The sequence below is a fragment of the bacterium genome (assembly GCA_030704665.1).
In the GTDB taxonomy this organism is placed as follows: Bacteria; Patescibacteriota; Microgenomatia; order Woykebacterales; family RBG-16-39-9b; genus JAUYID01.
In genome coordinates this window covers 114,078-130,967 of sequence record JAUYID010000009.1, presented here as the reverse complement: position 1 = coordinate 130,967, position 16,890 = coordinate 114,078, and the positions used below count along the sequence as shown (strand labels likewise).

19 protein-coding genes and 3 tRNA genes are annotated in these 16,890 nt (G+C 44.6%); 4 read left to right on the top strand and 18 right to left on the bottom strand.

Annotation, left to right across the window (positions count from 1 at the left end; translation table 11 throughout):
- Window positions 1–126: 126 nt before the first annotated feature.
- Together mutM and Q8P13_00900 are read right to left on the bottom strand one after the other, a co-directional pair.
- A complete protein-coding gene (mutM, locus tag Q8P13_00905) occupies window positions 127–969 on the bottom strand; it encodes a DNA-formamidopyrimidine glycosylase (GenBank protein MDP2671009.1) in 843 nt (280 codons plus the stop codon).
- Window positions 970–1,279: 310 nt separating this feature from the next.
- A complete protein-coding gene (locus tag Q8P13_00900; GenBank protein ID MDP2671008.1) occupies window positions 1,280–1,846 on the bottom strand; it encodes a hypothetical protein in 567 nt (188 codons plus the stop codon).
- Window positions 1,847–2,158: 312 nt separating this feature from the next.
- On the opposite strand from Q8P13_00900, the gene Q8P13_00895 reads away from it, so the two are divergent.
- Window positions 2,159–2,983, top strand: a complete 825-nt coding sequence (locus tag Q8P13_00895) for a CAP domain-containing protein (protein MDP2671007.1) — start codon at window positions 2,159–2,161, stop codon at window positions 2,981–2,983.
- On the opposite strand, the gene Q8P13_00890 is transcribed toward Q8P13_00895, so the two are convergent.
- From Q8P13_00890 to trpS, 3 genes are all read right to left on the bottom strand, one after another.
- A complete protein-coding gene (locus tag Q8P13_00890; GenBank protein ID MDP2671006.1) occupies window positions 2,980–5,127 on the bottom strand; it encodes a DNA polymerase I in 2,148 nt (715 codons plus the stop codon). The genes Q8P13_00895 and Q8P13_00890 overlap by 4 nt on opposite strands.
- Before the next feature lie 50 nt (window positions 5,128–5,177).
- On the bottom strand, window positions 5,178–7,049 hold the full coding sequence (ftsH, locus tag Q8P13_00885) for an ATP-dependent zinc metalloprotease FtsH (GenBank protein MDP2671005.1): 1,872 nt from the start codon (window positions 7,047–7,049) through the stop codon (window positions 5,178–5,180).
- Between the two features lie 95 nt (window positions 7,050–7,144).
- Window positions 7,145–8,134 (bottom strand): tryptophan--tRNA ligase, encoded by a 990-nt coding sequence (trpS, locus tag Q8P13_00880; GenBank protein MDP2671004.1) that lies wholly within the window; start codon window positions 8,132–8,134, stop codon window positions 7,145–7,147.
- A 687-nt stretch (window positions 8,135–8,821) separates the two neighbouring features.
- Between trpS and Q8P13_00875 the strand changes: the two genes are divergently transcribed.
- Window positions 8,822–9,193 (top strand): hypothetical protein, encoded by a 372-nt coding sequence (locus tag Q8P13_00875; protein ID MDP2671003.1) that lies wholly within the window; start codon window positions 8,822–8,824, stop codon window positions 9,191–9,193.
- On the opposite strand, the gene metG is transcribed toward Q8P13_00875, so the two are convergent.
- Complete coding sequence (metG, locus tag Q8P13_00870) at window positions 9,190–9,516, bottom strand: methionine--tRNA ligase subunit beta (protein MDP2671002.1); 327 nt, start codon at window positions 9,514–9,516, stop codon at window positions 9,190–9,192. The two genes, Q8P13_00875 and metG, sit on opposite strands and share 4 nt — an antisense overlap.
- A gap of 54 nt (window positions 9,517–9,570) precedes the next feature.
- Between metG and Q8P13_00865 the strand changes: the two genes are divergently transcribed.
- Window positions 9,571–9,645 (top strand) — tRNA-Met (locus Q8P13_00865).
- 57 nt (window positions 9,646–9,702) lie between these two features.
- On the opposite strand, the gene Q8P13_00860 is transcribed toward Q8P13_00865, so the two are convergent.
- A tRNA-Met gene (locus tag Q8P13_00860) sits at window positions 9,703–9,777 on the bottom strand.
- Window positions 9,778–9,831: 54 nt separating this feature from the next.
- On the bottom strand, window positions 9,832–10,170 hold the full coding sequence (locus Q8P13_00855; GenBank protein ID MDP2671001.1) for a septum formation initiator family protein: 339 nt from the start codon (window positions 10,168–10,170) through the stop codon (window positions 9,832–9,834).
- A 331-nt stretch (window positions 10,171–10,501) separates the two neighbouring features.
- On the opposite strand from Q8P13_00855, the gene Q8P13_00850 reads away from it, so the two are divergent.
- Window positions 10,502–11,374, top strand: coding sequence for a tyrosine-type recombinase/integrase (locus Q8P13_00850; GenBank protein MDP2671000.1), 873 nt, complete (start codon window positions 10,502–10,504; stop codon window positions 11,372–11,374).
- A gap of 5 nt (window positions 11,375–11,379) precedes the next feature.
- On the opposite strand, the gene Q8P13_00845 is transcribed toward Q8P13_00850, so the two are convergent.
- The 10 genes from Q8P13_00845 to Q8P13_00800 form a co-directional block, all read right to left on the bottom strand.
- A complete protein-coding gene (locus Q8P13_00845; protein ID MDP2670999.1) occupies window positions 11,380–11,622 on the bottom strand; it encodes a helix-turn-helix domain-containing protein in 243 nt (80 codons plus the stop codon).
- Window positions 11,619–11,846: a helix-turn-helix domain-containing protein gene (locus Q8P13_00840; GenBank protein ID MDP2670998.1), complete on the bottom strand. Its 228-nt coding sequence runs from the start codon at window positions 11,844–11,846 to the stop codon at window positions 11,619–11,621. Before Q8P13_00840 ends, Q8P13_00845 begins: the two co-directional genes overlap by 4 nt.
- 67 nt (window positions 11,847–11,913) lie before the next feature.
- Complete coding sequence (locus tag Q8P13_00835) at window positions 11,914–12,324, bottom strand: hypothetical protein (protein MDP2670997.1); 411 nt, start codon at window positions 12,322–12,324, stop codon at window positions 11,914–11,916.
- Window positions 12,325–12,594: 270 nt separating this feature from the next.
- A tRNA-Ile gene (locus Q8P13_00830) sits at window positions 12,595–12,670 on the bottom strand.
- Between the two features lie 374 nt (window positions 12,671–13,044).
- Entirely contained in the window at window positions 13,045–13,500 is a 456-nt protein-coding gene (locus Q8P13_00825; protein ID MDP2670996.1) for a hypothetical protein, read from the bottom strand.
- A gap of 18 nt (window positions 13,501–13,518) precedes the next feature.
- Complete coding sequence (locus tag Q8P13_00820; protein ID MDP2670995.1) at window positions 13,519–14,499, bottom strand: CvpA family protein; 981 nt, start codon at window positions 14,497–14,499, stop codon at window positions 13,519–13,521.
- A gap of 2 nt (window positions 14,500–14,501) precedes the next feature.
- On the bottom strand, window positions 14,502–14,798 hold the full coding sequence (locus Q8P13_00815; protein MDP2670994.1) for a metal-sulfur cluster assembly factor: 297 nt from the start codon (window positions 14,796–14,798) through the stop codon (window positions 14,502–14,504).
- A gap of 41 nt (window positions 14,799–14,839) precedes the next feature.
- Complete coding sequence (locus Q8P13_00810) at window positions 14,840–15,652, bottom strand: hypothetical protein (protein MDP2670993.1); 813 nt, start codon at window positions 15,650–15,652, stop codon at window positions 14,840–14,842.
- Window positions 15,653–15,658: 6 nt separating this feature from the next.
- A complete protein-coding gene (locus Q8P13_00805) occupies window positions 15,659–16,051 on the bottom strand; it encodes a response regulator (protein ID MDP2670992.1) in 393 nt (130 codons plus the stop codon).
- A gap of 120 nt (window positions 16,052–16,171) precedes the next feature.
- A complete protein-coding gene (locus tag Q8P13_00800) occupies window positions 16,172–16,879 on the bottom strand; it encodes a hypothetical protein (protein ID MDP2670991.1) in 708 nt (235 codons plus the stop codon).
- Between the last annotated feature and the right edge of the window lie 11 nt (window positions 16,880–16,890).

Sequence of the window (16,890 nt, the reverse complement as noted above, 5' to 3'; positions counted from 1 at the left end):
TCCTGAAACATTGTTGAAGGATCTCAGGAGATTCTTCTTTCCACTCAGAATGACATTTAACTGCGATAAATCGAAACTGGAAGTATTTTATCAGAAATTCTGCATTCTGCACTCTCAATTCTTAATTCAAAATAGGCTCAGTTGTTTATCAGGTTGGCAGTTTGGGCAAAAATGGGTTCTGCGGCTGTTGATTTCGGTGTAACTGATCACTGTGCCACACTCTCGACAACTCTGACCACCCCGACCGTAAACATAAAAAGATTCTTGGTTTTTGCCCGGTTGTCCGTAAAGATTTAAATAACTGTCGATCGTGCTGCCACCATTAGACAAATCTTTTTCCAAAACCTGCTTAACTGAATTCAACAAAGCTTTAACCTCCAGCTCAGTAAGCTCTCTTGGACCCCGTTTTGGATTTATCTTGGCAACAAAGAGAGCTTCATCAGCATTAATATTGCCAACTCCAGCAACGATTGACTGGTCCAAAAGGGCTTCTTTGATGTTTGTAACAGATGTTTGACGCAAAGCATTTAACAAATACTCTGGGTTAGCTTTTTCCGGCTCTGGTCCTAATTTTTTATCCAGTTCTAGCAAATTATCTTTGTCCCAAAGGAAACAATCAGCAAATCTAGCTCGGTCGGTAAAGCGCAATTCACGGCCATCATCAAGTTTTACCGTCAGTCGTAAATACTCATCTATAGGACTATTTCTTTCACGCAAAAGCAACCGTCCGGTCATCTTCAAATGAAACATCAGGTGATACCCATCGGTCAAAGAAAGAAACAAGTACTTCCCTCTTCTTCTCGCTTTGAGAATCTTTTTACCAGGCAAAATTTCTTCTAGGTCACGAGTTTGACGCAGTTTGAGGGAATTGCCGTTTTCAGAATCAAAAACAGCCTCAGTTATGAACTTGCCGATTACTTCCTCATCAAGTTGGCTTCGAATCAGTTCAACCTCTGGTAGCTCTGGCATGAGCGCTATTGTAAACTCTTTTCGAAAAAAGGGAAATACGCTTTATTTACTAAACGTGAACCTAATAGTCAATTTCTTCAACTGACAAAACCAACAAAAATCAACGATCGTGAGTTTTGTCCTAGCTAAAGTCACTTTCGCAGGTTTTTGCCCAAAGAAAAACGACCCGTCTCTGAGTCGTTTCTCTTCCTAAAACATCATTAAATTAATCATGTCTTGGGAATGAACGGAAGGATAGCCTCAGTAAAGATTGCTCTTTGCCTCGCCGTCCGCCCACTCCTTGTACTATTCAGTTGGTGTCGCCGTGGTGTCAGCAGCCCGGATTCGGCGCCTGGAAGGTGATTACGGTTTTGTAATGTTCGCCTTCCAGCATTTGGAAATCGAAGGTGTAAAGCGGGGCTAGGTCCGAGACCAGCTCCAGTAGCTCCCTTGGGAATGCCCAGTCGGCAACCTCTATGCTCCCGCCATTGCAGCTAACAAGACCGAGATCTGATAGAGCCACCTCGGCAAGGTATTTGGCATTCTGCACCTGACCAGCCTTAAGGTACTGCTCGGCCATCGCGATCTTCGCATCGAAGGCGACGAACGCTACAAACTGCCGATTCTGCCCGTCAACGTCAACCGCTGAAGCTCGGGTCGTCAGGCTGTAACCAACCCGCCGGTCAGAGAACCCTTGGTCTATGGCTGAAACGATGTCGTTTGGGGTCAGTTGACCCGCTTGAAGATCCTTCACCTGCTCTTGCAGGGTCGCGATCTGCGCAGCCTGGGCGTCGATCTGCTCGTTGAGCTGTTGGACCTCGTCGTTGTCATCACCGCCGCAGGCGACGAAAAGAATCGCCACCATGGCGACCACGATGAGACTGATTGATTTGAACACTGCTTCCTCCTGTGCTAACGCATCAATTCAATGCGTGATTGCTTCATGACTACCAACCTAGCTACTGTTTTCAACAACCAGATTGGTAGCCACGAGGGAAGGAAAAATACAACTGAATATTTTCAAGGAGCGAATTTAACCCGTTTATTCTAGCATAAACAAGGCTAAAAGTCAATTACTATAAGATACTGTTATTTACTACTCTTTAGGTTCAACGAATTTGGTTTTATCCCGTAGTGTTGGGCAAAATGTTGATTTGACTTTCAAGCAAGCTCTTGGCAGTATGGAGAGTAAGAGATCGTCTTCCCTTTTATGCTGCTGCGCAAAGCTTTGCTGTGCTCAATTTTCTTTTTTTCTTTAGCAACTATTTCTCTAGTTGCCTCTACTTCGGTCTCTGCTTCTCTCAACACTGATCTGGTCAATTTAATCAACAACTACCGTACTAGCAAAGGTATTGGCAAACTGAGCACCGATCAAAAATTAACTAACGCGGCCTGCTGGATGGCGGGAGACATGGCTGCCAAAGGCTACTTTAGCCATACTGATTCACTGGGAAGAAATCCTTTCACCCGCATGGACAGCTTTGGAGTCTCAGGCGGCTCAAGAGGAGAAAACATTGCTTCTTTGACTAATCAGAGTAATTCCGCCCAAAAGATTTTTTCTGGTTGGAAGGCTTCAGCCGGTCACAATGCAATCATGCTCACCAGCAGCTACAAACGCGTTGGCGTGGCCAACTCTTACCGAAGCAAAAACAAAACTTATTATTGGGTCGCCGACTTTGCTTCAGGAAATGCAAGCAAAATGACCAAAGATTGTGGTGTGAGCTCGAATACTACGAAAGCTTCTACCACAAAGCCAGTTGCTACTCAGACTGAGGAAACAAAACCCACCACTAGCAAAAAAACTGCGGAAACAAAGAAACTCGGTGGGACAGAGAAACCAAAATTTGTCCCTGCTTCCACTTCTTCGGCGGGAACAATTTGGAAGACTTACACCGGCGACTTGGGCCAAGTTCTTTCGGCTCAAAGCAAGCAAAATACTCAGCTCAGTTTCGGTCTGGCAATCTTTCTTTTGGTCACGAGCTTGAATATTTTTGGGGTGGTGGCTTGGCTCACAATTTCCAAAGACAATCTTTAGTCGAAACGAAAAACGTTCATCTCGCCCCAGTTTTGACCAATCTTGGCTTCTATAACAATGGGAACATCTAGTTTAAAGGTTTTCTCCATCGTCTCTTTGATCAACGGGTAAACAGTTTCAATTTCCTGGTCAGGAACTTCAAAGACGAGCTCGTCGTGGACTTGAAGGATCATTTTCGTTTTTAGCTCTTTGGATTTTAGCTTCGAGGCCATTTTGATCATTGCCGCCTTGATGATGTCAGCCGCTGTTCCCTGAACCGGAGAGTTAATCGCTTGTCTCTCACCCGCCGCCCGCACCCTTTGGTTACCTTGCTTAAGCTCAATCAGGTAGCGACGAAAACCTCCTAAAGTTTCAACGTAGCCTTTCTCGTAAGCTTGCGCCAAGGTTTTATCGAGCCAAGCTTTTACTCCCGGAAACTCTTCAAAGTACTTATCTATAATAGTAGCGGCCGCGTCTCGGTCAATTTTAAGTTGTCTTGAAAGCCCAAAAGGTGAAAGGCCATACATGATGCCGAAATTGACAACTTTGGCCAACCGCCGATCGTCCTTGCTCACCTCTTCTGGTTTTTTGTTGAGAATTTCCACCGCTGTACGAGTGTGAATATCTTCTCCAGCCGCAAAAATTTCTTTGAGGCGCTTATCTCCGGAGAGGTGGGCCATGACCCGCAGCTCGATCTGATTGTAATCAGCCGAAAGCAGTTTTGAGCCTTTGGGGGCGACAAAGGCAGCTCGGACTTTCATTCCCCAACCACCTTTAGCAGGGATATTTTGCAAGTTGGGGTTGTTTGAAGAAAGGCGCCCGGTTTTGGTCGCGTCAGTGTGGTAGTGGGTATGTAGTCGGTTGTTTTTATCAAGCAAGGGTGGTAAGGCGTCAACATAAGTAGATTTGAGTTTAAAAAGCTCGCGGTAGGACAAAAGCATTTCAATACAGGGATGGGCTCCGAGCAGTTCTGTCAGAGTCTCAACATCAGTCGAAGCGTGTGATTTGCCTTTTTTGGTTGAAGTCAGACCAAGCTCAGTAAACAAAACTTCCGAGAGTTGCTTGGGCGAGTTGAGATTGAATTCATGACCGACCGAAGAGTAAATTCCTTTTTCCAACTTGGCAATGGCCGCGTTGATGTCTGAACTAAGTTTGTCCAAGTAACTTTTGTCGATCAGTACTCCATACTCCTCCATCTCCCGCAAAACTGCATCAAGCTGAGTCTCTGTTTTTTTCACAGGCTCAACAGACTCCTCATTATTAAAAAGCTCACCCTGATCTTCGTGGTTTTTGGGTTTAAGCGTGACTTTTCCGATTCCAGGCAAACGTTTAATCAAAGAAGTAAACTCAAGATCTTCAAAAAGTTCGACTGCGGAAGCTTTGTCATAGTCGTGCAAGAGACATTTGTTGAGATCCAGTCTAATTGGTACCGCCGTATCGATAGTAGCTAATTGTTTACTCATTACCGCGCTTTCTGCTCCTTCTGCTAGTTTTTTGCTAGTTTTTTCAGGAATCTTCTCCAAGTTTTTATAAATTTCTTCAACTGAGCCAAACTCGGCAATCAGTTTAGTGGCGCTGACTTCTCCGATTCCGGCGACTCCGGGAATGTTGTCGGAGGCATCTCCCACCAAAGCCTTGAAGTCAATCAATTGCTTGGGTTTAAAGCCATATTTTTGCTCAAAACTTCTCCCGTCGTGGATAATGATGTCAGAAAGAGATTTACCAGGCATGTAGGTTTTAACGTGAGTATTAACTAGCTGCAGGGCGTCACGGTCGCCAGTCACAATAAAAACTTCTTGATCTACCGCCTGGGAAGCTAGAGTACCGATGATGTCGTCAGCTTCGTAACCTTCAAGGACAAAAATGGGAATATTGAGTCGACTCACGACTTCTTTGACCCGAGGCAACTGCTCATGCATTTCACTTGGAGCTGCAATACGGTGGGCTTTGTAGCCCGTAAACTGAGTGTGGCGAAAGGTTGGAGCTTTGGTATCAAAAGCCACTGCGGCGTACTCGGGCTTGATATCTTCCAAGACTTTGAGAAGCATAACTGTAAAGCCGTAAACAGCGTTGACCAGTTCTCCCTTGGAAGTGGTTAAGGGCGGCATGGCGTGAAAGGCCCGATGAAAGAGAGCGTGTCCATCAACAAGAACAAGTTTTGACATAGCTGCAAGGAATTCTAACTGAATTTTACTTTGACGAAAAGAGCTTTAAATTAATTGGTATTGGTGATGTTGTCCCGCACCTGGTGAAGAGCCTCCCCGCGGGTCATTAGCTCTTCAAACTCATCACCTTCAAGCGTCTCCTTTTTGATCAATTCTTTCGCAACAAGATCAAGTTTTTCCTTATTTTCTTTAAGCAATCTTTTAGCTATCACAAACTGCTCGTCCATAATCTTTTTGACCCGATCGTCAACCTTGGCCGCCAGCTCTTCAGACAAAGCCTTGCCTTCGCCAACTTCACGGGCAATCCAAGGGTTTTCCCCCTGAGTCCCCATAGTCATTGGTCCGAGGTCACTCATACCAAATTTGGTCACCATTTGGCGAGCAATTTCCGTCGCCCTTTCAATGTCTGAAGAAGCTCCAACAGTGAAGTCGTTAAACTCAATATCTTCCGCCGCGCGGCCTCCAAGTAAGGAGGTAATCGTTTCCAAAAGCCGAGTTCTGGTTTCGTTGTAGCGATCAATTGCTGGTGGAATCATCGTGTGCCCTCCCGTTGCCCCACGTGCAACGATCGAAATTCGGTGGACCGGGTCCATGTGGGGAAGAAGTTTCGTCACCACGGCGTGCCCCCCTTCATGATAAGCAGTGATCCTTTTTTCTTCATCACTAGTCATACGACGACGCTGGGGACCAAGCTGAACTTTGGTGGCTGCTTCTTCCAAAATTTTGTTGTCAACTTCTCGCTTGTTTTCACGAGCCGCTAAAATCGCAGCTTCATTTAGCATATTTTCAAGGTCTGCCCCGGAAAAACCAACGGTACGGCGAGCAATTCTTTCTCTATCGACTTCTTTGGCCATTGGTTTTCCTTTAGCATAAATATCAACAATCGCTTTTCGGCCTTTGATATCTGGTAAATCAAGAGCGACTCTTCGGTCGAAACGGCCTGGTCGCACCAGTGCCGGGTCAAGCATGTCCGGCCGGTTAGTGGCGGCCATGACAATTACATTGACATTGGGTTCAAAACCATCCATTTCAACGAGAATTTGGTTTAAGGTTTGTTCACGCTCATCATGGCCGCCACCGATACCCAAACCACGCTGCCGACCAATCGAGTCAACTTCGTCAATAAAGACAATCGCTGGGGCGTCTTTTTTGGCCGTTTCAAAAAGGTCACGTACTCGGCTGGCCCCAACTCCGACAAGCATTTCCATAAATTCACTACCCGCAATTGAAAAGAATGGCACCCCAGCTTCTCCAGCTACTGCTCGGGCAAGCAAGGTTTTCCCTACCCCAGCTGGGCCAATAAGGAGCACCCCTTTGGGAATTTTGGCTCCTAAAGCACGGAATTTCTCCGGAGTCTTGAGAAACTCAACCACTTCTTGTAGTTCTTGCTTGGCTTCATCAACCCCAGCCACGTCAGCAAACTTCACCCCTGGTTTGTCGCGATTGAAGGTTTTGGCCCTGGATCTAGAAAAAGACAGCAAACTGTCTCCCTGAGCTCGAGCTTGTCTCATGATAAAGAAAAAGAAAGCTCCGATGAGGATGACTGGCAAAAATAAACTTAGAAGACTGAGGATTGTGTCTGAAGCTGAGTTGTCTTTGACATTGAAGGGAACGTCCTGGGGCTTGATCCCAGCCGCAGCCAGCGTCTGAATGAAACTTTGATCCCTTTCTTTTCTGGTCTGGACTTTGCTTCCATCCTTGAGCTCAAGGGTAATATTGTCACCATCAATGGTGACTTTCTTCTCTTTGTCATCTTTGATCAATTTAATCACTTCGGAAAGATCTTTTTGCGCTCCTGTATCTTTGGGTTGAAAGAACCCGTAGATGATCAGACTTCCCACCAAGATAATGAGAAAATAGACTCCCAAGTTTTTCCAGGAACTATTCGGCTTTGGTTTTTTGTTTTTTATTTCATCCAACATTGGTTTAATTTGATCTCAAATAATAATTGTAAAGCTGGATACGTTGAAGCATTATATATTGCGGGGGCAAGATTGCCAAGTGTTTTTAGGAGGGTCTAAAAATTGGGTAAAGACATTGCTTCTTTGACTAGTTTTAAGGTTTCTGAAGCTTCTTTTCTCGCTTTTTCGGTTCCCGATTTAAGGATCTCATCAATCACTTCAGGTTCTTTTTCAAACTCAGCTCGTCTGTCTCGAATAGGAGCAAGAAAATCGTTCAAAGCTTGAGCCAGTTTTTCTTTGACTTCAACGTCCCCTACTTTTCCCTCTCGGTAGCGCTCTTTTAGAGCGTTTACTTCTTCTTTGTTGGAGTTGAAGGCATCGTGATAAATAAAGACCGGATTGCCTTCGACTGTTCCGGGATCGGTAGGCTTGATACGTTTGGGGTCTGTATACATTGAGTTAACCTTCTTTTTTACTTCTTCAGCAGAGTCAGAAAGGTAAATCGCGTTGCCCAAAGATTTGCTCATTTTTGCTTTTCCATCAATTCCCGGTAAAGTTCCAAGCCCTTCTGGAATCAAAGCTTCAGGAACTGGAAAAACCTTTCCGTAAGTAGAGTTGAACCTCTCGGCAATTTCCCGGGTTATTTCCACGTGGCTAGCCTGATCCTTGCCTACTGGAACAACATTCGCTCTTATCATTAAAATATCTGCACTCATAAGCACTGGGTAGGAAAGAAGTCCAAGTGTAGGGTTTTCAATTTTTAAATCACGAAGAACATCTTTCAAGGTTGGAATTCTTTCCAGTCGATTTTTTGTCACTAACATTGAAAAAATACTTGCAAGCTCTGTGTCCTCAGGAATCGCACTTTGCAAACAAAAGGTAACCTTGTTTGGGTCAATTCCGATTGCGAGTTGGTCAAGAATTAAGTTTTTAATATTTTCTTTAAGTTCAGTGGTATCGGTTTTTGTAGTCAGAGAATGTAAATCCGCTACAAGAAGAAACACTTCGTATTCGTCCTGAAGTGCTAAACGGTTTTTTAGAGAGCCCACGTAGTGGCCTAGATGTAGTTTTCCAGTGGGGCGGTCACCTGTCAAAATTCTTTTCATAATGTGAGTTTAACGAACATTATATCGACCGCACATAATAACCTTTTAGTTTTTCAAAACTACCTTTAGGTCGGTATAATTTCTAGAATTACACAAAGTATAGCAACTAAAACTCTTTTTGTCTTTGAGAGGAGGTTAAACTTTTTGTGTTTAGCCTCCTCTCTTCGCTTTGCAACGGCTGTGATAGAATGAGACCCGTACGGGCGACAAGCTGACCTTCGCGGGAATGCAAGTCGCCCGTGCGTTTTTGGCCTCATCTCATCTTACCGGTTGCAATGCAGGGCCCAGGGTGCACTGCCGTAGCTGTGCGGACCCCACGAGGCGCGGCCGTGGCTGTACGGTCGCTTTTCCATGCTATCACCTCCTTTCCTTTCAAGATCTGCTTCGGAAAACAGGGACGTCTCCCTGAAAACCTACGGATCGAAGCGTGGACCAATGCAGTCACACATTCTCTCTACCTTTCAAACTGTTGATAACCTTTTGGCCATCAAAAAATTCGCCTGTTAGCGAATTTTGTAATGTCTTTGTTTTGGAAAATTATTTTAGAAGAAACTTAAACCAAGGCACAACAAAACCGCCAACTTAGTTGGAAGAGTCTGGCCAATAATGGTTTAAGTTTGTCATCATTGTGAGAAAGACTCTAGCAAAGCTAAGAATTTTTGTCAAATCAGCGCTATAATAATTGTGATGAGGGCTCTTGCTGTCTTAGGAATATTCAGTCTGCTTGTTGGGGTGGTTTTAATTGCGTTCTTAGCTACTAACCAACTGGGTCAAACTAGCAAAGCAGGTGGGGCGAAAGAAACAGTTGCGACTGCTATTTCTATCAAAAACAAAGCTAATTTAAAAATTTTGGCTACCAAACTTAATCTTTACTTTTCCGAAAACGGCGTCTACCCCCAAACCTTAAAAGAAATTGACTCAGCTGGGCTGGATTTAACTACTTTTCAGTACGCTTTTTGTAGTCCTAACTCAGTAATTATCAAGACTGGAAATGAAAATACAGTTCTCAAAAACGGGGATAACTTTTCTTTAAACCAGTCTGCAAACCCAAATTGCTAGTGAATCGGAGTCCCAGCAGGGACATTATCCACCGGGGATAAACAAACTGCTCTTCCAGCGACATCAGCGCAAAGAATCATCCCCTGGCTTTGCAGACCCATCATCTTGCGAGACTCAAGATTGGTGATGAAAACAAAATTTTTGTTGATCAGTTCTTCTGGTTTGTAAAACTCCGCAATCCCCGAAAGGATTTGTCTGTTTTCAAGGCCAAAATCTACTTTGAGCTTAAGCAGCTTACTTGAACCTTCAATTGGTTCGGCGGAAATGACTTTGCCAACTTTTAAATCTAGTTTTTGAAATTCTTCAAAAGAAATTTCACTCATAACTTGTCTGAATTAAGTTTAAACTATATAATGCAAACCGCAGAAAATCAATTTGGCTGCGTAGCTCAGTGGTAGAGCAGCGGACTCATAAGCCGTTGGTCGCTGGTTCAAATCCAGCCGCAGCCACCAATTTCCAACCCACAACTCTGAAACGCACAAACCGCTCCTTTAGGGAACGGTTTGTATTGGTTGCGGGTGCCGGATTCGCACCGGCTTAAGCGAGATTATGAGCCTCGCGGGATGCTATACCCCCCACCCGCGGTGAACTAAGTGTTCGTACTCTACCATTTTAGCTTTGAAGAGTCAAATTTTTTCTTAGTTGAAGAAAAGATCGAACCAAGCCTCCAAGTTGGACTGAGGTATTTTACTTTTCGTCAAGGCAGAACTTGTTGCCGGTTGTGTCAAAACCAAAACAGTTTCCCCGTTTTTTCCTAGACCGAGACTATCCCGAGCTGTTTTTTCAATATAAAAGGGTGTTTGCCGATACTCTTTCTCTGCCTTTAGTCTCTCCTTTTCGTCCCGCAAGGCGTTTATTTGTTTCTGAGTTGAGTTCAAACTTCCCATTTTTTGATAGGAAGCAACGACACTGCGAAGCAGGGAAAAGCTGGTAAGAAGAAGCACGAGCACAAAAATGAGTTGGGCAGTTTTCTTCACTTTCTAATTATACCAAGACAAAGCTAACAATCTGACCCAAACTCTAGGTTATGGCTACATATGCTTTGCGCCCTTATAACTTAAAACTGTTGACGAAGTTGCTATCAAGGATTTTCGGTGGTTTGTTTCTTAGAAACCCTAAGATCAAGCAAATAGTCGTCAGACTATGCTTGAGCGCAGATTAGGCAGCATCTGATTTACGGTAGGACATTACCCCTAGTGACCTAAGAAAGCTTTAGCTTTCGCAGGGAACTTGCTTCCAGCAAGTACCCTATAGTCTCTTGACAGGTGCTATTCCAAATTGGTACAATTCAAATAGACTGCTAGAAATATGACAAAACTCCACGAAGCCCATGCCAAATTTGTTGACCATTTAAAGAGTCAAGGTCGCAGCAGTGCGACTGTTTTGGCCTATGGGAAAGATATTGAACAGCTGGTAAATTTTCTTGCTAGCTTAAAAAAAGCTGAAATTGAAGGTATTGATACCAAAGATCTGCGCGCTTTCATGGCCAAACTTTCCAAGGAAGGCTACACTCCAAAAAGTATTTCTCGAAAAACCAACTCAACCAAGACTTTCTTCCGTTTTCTCAAAGTCACCGATGTTTTGACCGATGACCCCGCTTCCCTACTTGAACACCCCAAATTTGAAATGAAACCACCGAGAATTCTTTCCAAAATGGAGTACCGCGCGCTGCGAGACGCGGCTCGGGCTGATATTCGTATCAGTGCCATCATTGAGGTTCTCTTGCAAACTGGAATTCGAATTGGGGAGCTCGCGAAACTAAAGATGGACGATCTGCACTTTTCTGAAAACTCAAAGATAGGGGAAATTCACGTTCCGGCGGGAGAAAGTTACCCAGAAAGGACTGTCCCTTTGAACAAAGCTGCTGAAGTTTCTCTAAAAAAGTATTTGGAAATTCGACCCAATACCAAAGATGAAACTTTGTTTGTTACCAAAACCGGTCGCCCCTTACTTGTGCGCAATATTCGAACTGCAATCGACCGCTACTTCAAACTTGCTGGCATTAAAGACGCTAAAGTGAATGATCTGCGCCACACTTTTGTCGCCCATCACCTCATGGCTGGCACTTCTCTGGTTCTCGTCAGCAAGCTCGCTGGCCACAAAAGATTAGCAACTACCGAGAAATATTTGAATTTAATTCAAGGAAGACTCGAAGAACCGATCAAACTTGACGAACTCTAAGAGGCTCAGCTCAATTTATCAAGCCAAGCCCCTAGCCCCTCTACCTCAACTCGCGGATGCCCGACTCTCCCTTTGTAGGTCTTCCTAAAACGCTCCAGCTCCTTTTTCTCGACCAGAAAACCTCTTCCAAACCAAAAGGCCTTGAGATTGCCGGCTTTGATCTGTCTTAGTACTGTTCGTCGTTGAACACTTAGCTCCTCAGCCACCTGCTTAACCGTAAGGTAGTCGGCTAAGTTTTTCTTAGTCACCTTAAAACCCTCCTCTCTGGTTTCCTTGGTTTGTAACCGCCTTTGAACTTCTCGACTTTAGCTTCCTCAAAAACAAGTCGAGAGCTGTTCAAGTGAGTGGCTTCTAGCTTACCCTTGCGCACCAACACTCGTACTGTTTGCGGGTGAACACCAAGCAGAGCCGCCGCCTCGTTGGTGTCGAGCCAACCCTCAACCTTAGTCTCGGGTAGTAGTGCCTTAACCATCTCTCCCCTCCCTTGCTTGCAGATTCGGTCAACGCTATTTTAGAAATTTGTTTGCTGGAAGTAAAGCCTAAGCCTGAGGTGAATCGATCGGAGTTGGGGCTTGAACCACTTTCAAGGGGACCTCGCCAAGCTTTTGTCCATCGATGAGGATCTCGACCCGGTAGTTTCCGGCGGCTCTGAAATTAATATTTACTATTTCGATGATGAAGTTGAAGTTGGCATTGATCTGATTGGGTGGAAGTTTAATTTCTCTTTCGGTAGAGTTGTCGATAATGCTCTGTCCGGTCATGGCATCTGCGATATTGAGGGCCATTTTGAAAGTCTGCTGACTCGGCTCGATCGAACCAACCACAACAAATTTTGGATGGATCACCGGAAAAGAGACTGAGTTGATCGTCTCAAAAATTCCGATAATATTTACCTTTTTATCAATTGACAAAAAAGCGTGATCAGCTACAAGTGCGTAGGATAGTTTCATTTTGGCGTAATCGACAAAATATCGCGCGCATCTAATTTTAACAATTCTTCAGAATTACCTTTAGCGCGATATAAGGTGCTATCGAACTTGCTTGGATTTGAACCAAGGACCTTCCACTAAAATTACTGCTGGAGAACCACTGTGATCAGTCAATTAAGACTCTGGTGGGTCAGCTTGGATTTGAACCAAGGACCCCCACTTTATATTCGCAAGAATACATCTTACTCATTATCTTGCTTTTCTCCCACTTTGATCAGTCAGTAAAGACTATGGTGGATCGGCTTGGATTTGAACCAAGGACCCCCACTTTATAAGAGTGGTGCTCTAACCGCTGAGCTACCGATCCAATCGGTGCCCAAGCAAGATATAAGAGTGGTGCTCTAACCGCTGAGCTACTGACCCAGCAAGTGTTAAATGGTGCTCTAACCGCTGAGCTACAAGTTCAACAGCTAAAATTTATTATACCATTCCTTTTAAAACAAAAACCCGAAGAGTGACTTCGGGGATTTGTAATTTATTGAAATAATTGCCCAGGAATTTCCTCTCAAGACAATCAAGAAATTCCTGGTCCCGCTTGATTTGAGTGAAATCAAACCGGGGGACTTCTCTCCATAACTACCTCCTTTTGTTGATAAACCTAGAAGGCCTTATAAATTAGTTATGGATTCGTCTTTAAGATTAGTCCTAGTCAAAAGGGATTGCAACAGACAAGCTTGTCAGTCATTTTTTTCTACTCTCCATATATATTTTTAAACAGTAGGTTGCTAAAACGGCAATTACAACAAAGTAAAGCATCAACAAGCTCCAACCCAGTATCGTTCGGCTTTGATTCTCAACTGTGTAAAGACCATTTTCAATTAGAAGCTTTTTTATCCAAGTTGAGCTGCCCCAAGCGTGACCAACGATAAAAACAAACATTAAAAACAGGTTAGCCGGTTCTTTTATCTTCTTAAAAACCCAGTACCAGAAAATGAACCATACAATAACCGCCACTAAATAAACCCAAGGCGAGGCTAGAAGAAAATAATAAGCTGGGCTTGCTTCATTTACAGTTTTTGAACCGTTCCAATACGCCTGACTTTGGCCTAATAAAGTAATTATAGAATCTGTTAGGGCTGGTAAAAGAAGGGCAAAGAATAGGGGGTTTTTCTTAATTTGCTTGTTCAAGTAATTCATGGCTTGATTATAACAACTTCAGTCTTTGAACTCTTGGCAAAATATTTTCCCGGAGAGTCCGCCGTCAATTACCCCGACTCCAAGATGACCAAACTCGCCCCGCAAAATATTTTCCCGGTGGCCCTGCGAATTCATCAAACCTTGATGAGCTACTTCAACAGAGGCGGCATAGGCGAGGTTTTCTCCCGCTACCAAATAAGTGATTCCCGCCTCTTTCATCCGGTCAAAAGGAGATTTGCCTTCCGGGGTGTAATGGGAGAAATAGCTACGCTTAAACATATCGAGGCAGTGGTCGCGAGCGACCTCTCGCAACGCACTATCAAAAAGTAGTTCTTTTAACCCTCTGGCTTTACGCTCTTTATTTACTAAAGAAAACATCCTTTTTTCAGATTCACTATCAACTTTAAAGTTAGTCTTGGCTGGAATTGAGAGTTTGACTGTTTCTTGTGATTCTGGACTTGGAGTCAATAAATAAATCAAGTTTTGGTAAGGGAGACGATTGAGAAACTTTTCGAATTTTCGCTGGTTGGTAACCAAAGGTGACAAAACTTTTTCGCCCCAAAACGAATCTGCAATATTGCTCCTCAAGCCTGGAGTCACCGGCAGTAAAAGTGGAAGGAGCAAAAAAAGGCTTGCTAGGATGGCTCCGACAAACAAAGAGGGTATGATGCCAAGAATTTTATCGATTTTTAATAAGGATCGAAAACGTTTGTGCAGTGGGCTAACTAAGTGTTTGTAAATCAAAGTAGCCAAAAAACCAAAGGTAATCTCACTAAAAACTAAAATAAAGAAGAAACTCACTATCAAAGTAAAGTTCTCAGCAATATCGAACCTTTGAGAAAGAAAACTACCCAAATACGGGTAGAGCAAAAGTGCTAGCAAGAAAGCTAGTCCAGTAGTCAAAAGGTTGAGCACTCCTCCGAGAAGGCCAGTGTGAAAACCTTGCCAAGCAAAAAATATTAAAACACCCAAGACAAAAATATCAACTAAGTTGATCATTTTCAAATACCTATTTCGGCGGCCGCCTCCGGACTGACTTTAGTAAGATCCCAAGGCGGATCAAAAGTGATTTTTAAACTTATTTTCCCCACCTTCTTTAATGCGGAAAGAGCTTTGTTTACTTCTTCGTTGACTATTGTTCCAAAAGGACAACCTGGAAAAGTTAGCGTCAAGAGAACAAAAACATTATTGTTTTTGGTTCTTACCTCATAAACCAAACCGAGATCAACAATGTTAATTCCGAGCTCCGGGTCATTGACAGTTTTTAGCTGGTTCACCACATCTTCTTTACTGATCATAAGGAACTATTTTAGAGCCTCAGAGGGGGTTTGGGAAGGGTCTAACGCCCCAAAGCCTTGGCGGTTGAAACTGGGTCGGCGGTATTTACAAAAACATTAGTCCCAATCTCAAAACCACCGAGCACTTTGAGACGAGGAATGATCCGCAAGTACCAATCCCCGGCGGGATAAATGTAAAAGTTGAAAGGAAACTCTGGACGAAGAAATTTTTCCAGTTTTTTTAAAACTAAAGCTACCGCCTTGGCCAAGTCTTCAGTTTGCGAAGGAGAGATTGAGCCGAAACTTTCGCCTCTTGCTTTGGGACCAATCCAAACTTCAGCGGGCCAATGACTAGCTTCTGGGCAAAAGAGATTGAAGTATTTTGTTGCTCGAAAAGTGTTTTCCTGGATTCCCATCAAAGGTATTCTCAAAGTTAATTCTGAAGGTATGACCGCAATTTGAGTGTGAGAGTGAGGCAATGATTCAGCTCCCTCTTTGCCAAAATTGTGAAAGATAAAAACTTGTCCCTTACTTTGGTGTTCTAAGTACCGCTGCCTGTAAACTTTAAAAATCTTGATCAATTTACTTTTGCTAAAGGTAAAAAAATTCTCCTCGTGTCGTGGGCTGTGAATCACTACTTCGTGAATTGGAGCGAAGGGAAATTTGTTGGGAGTAACTCTTATCTCCCACCCAGGCTTGTTCACCCTGCCTTTGCCAAGACGGTAAACCTCTCGGGGAGTCAGCGCCTCATTACCTTCACAAAAAGGACAAACCGGTTCCGAGCCTTTGGCGACATCAGGTCTTTTTGAGCGCAACGGTGCAATGATAACCCAATCCCGATTTAAAGGATCCTGACGAAATTCAAAATTACTCATGGAAATTTAGGAATTGTTGTCTGACAAAAACTTGGTGACCTCGTCGACGACTTGGGCGGGAGTGTAAGAAACTTTGAGGAGATACCCGTCTGCGCCCAGCTCAAAACCCTCTTTGATGATTGTTTCTTCACCAAGATTGGTCAGCAGTAGAACTGGAACGTTCTTGGTCAGTTGATTTTCTTTGAGAGCTTTGAGAACGTCAATACCACTCATCTTGGGAAGCATAATGTCGAGTAAAATAATGTCGGGAATCGCCTCCCCCGCTTTCAGTAAACCCTCTTCCCCATCGGCCGCTACAACTACTTCAAAACCGTGGGTTTGCAGTTCACGACGATAAATCTCACGAATTGAGTCTTCATCATCAACCACTAGAACTTTTTTTCCAGAAAGATCGGCCATAAATCTATCCTAAACGTTGGGGGGAAAGCTGTCAAATACGAAAATCGGGCCGTCCACTTGCTCTTAGAAAGAGGCTTACAGTGGACGACCCGATCAAAACCGACTCAAGGATAATTTCGCTTAACGACGCCGTCGGTTGTTGCGTCGCAGTGACCCGGCCATGAGAAGGAAGATGCCGGCGAAGCCGATGACCATGTAGGGTACGACTTGCCTCTTCGCTACTCGATCAGCCCCTGTTCCTGCGGCCGGCAGCTTGATGGCTGGCGGTGCTGGTGCGGTCGTGGACGTTGGCTCGGGAGTGATCGACAAACCCGGCTCACCCACACTTCCCCAAGGCGTTGAAGTCGCGGTCGGAGGGACTGCGGTCTTCGTGGCCGTCCTCGGAGCTCTCGTAGCCGTCGCGGTGAAGGTCGGGCTCGGAGTACTCGTCGGTGGGACTGTAGTTGAGGTCGGTTCAGGTGCGTCACAAACGTCGAACGGCTCGTAGGGAGTATCGTCCGCTGTCTGAGCGATCTTGAGAAGATCAGCACCATCACGATGAGCCCGAACGTCAAGTGGTCCGAAAGGCACGAAACCCTCCTTACCCTCGGCGACGGTAATCTCATCGCGACTGCCTGGAACCTCCAGCCAGCCCTTACCAGGGACGTGATCCTCGACATAAATGTCGAAGCTACTCGCCTCCGGGACATGGATGCTGCCGCCGACGAAACCGTCGCGACACTCGACTTCGACTTCCCAAGCCAAGGCCGAGGATGCCGAAAAAGTCAACCACACTAGCGTCATGATGATCGCCAGCGGGGCGGTCACTTTGATGACCAACGATCGCATGTGCTCCCTCC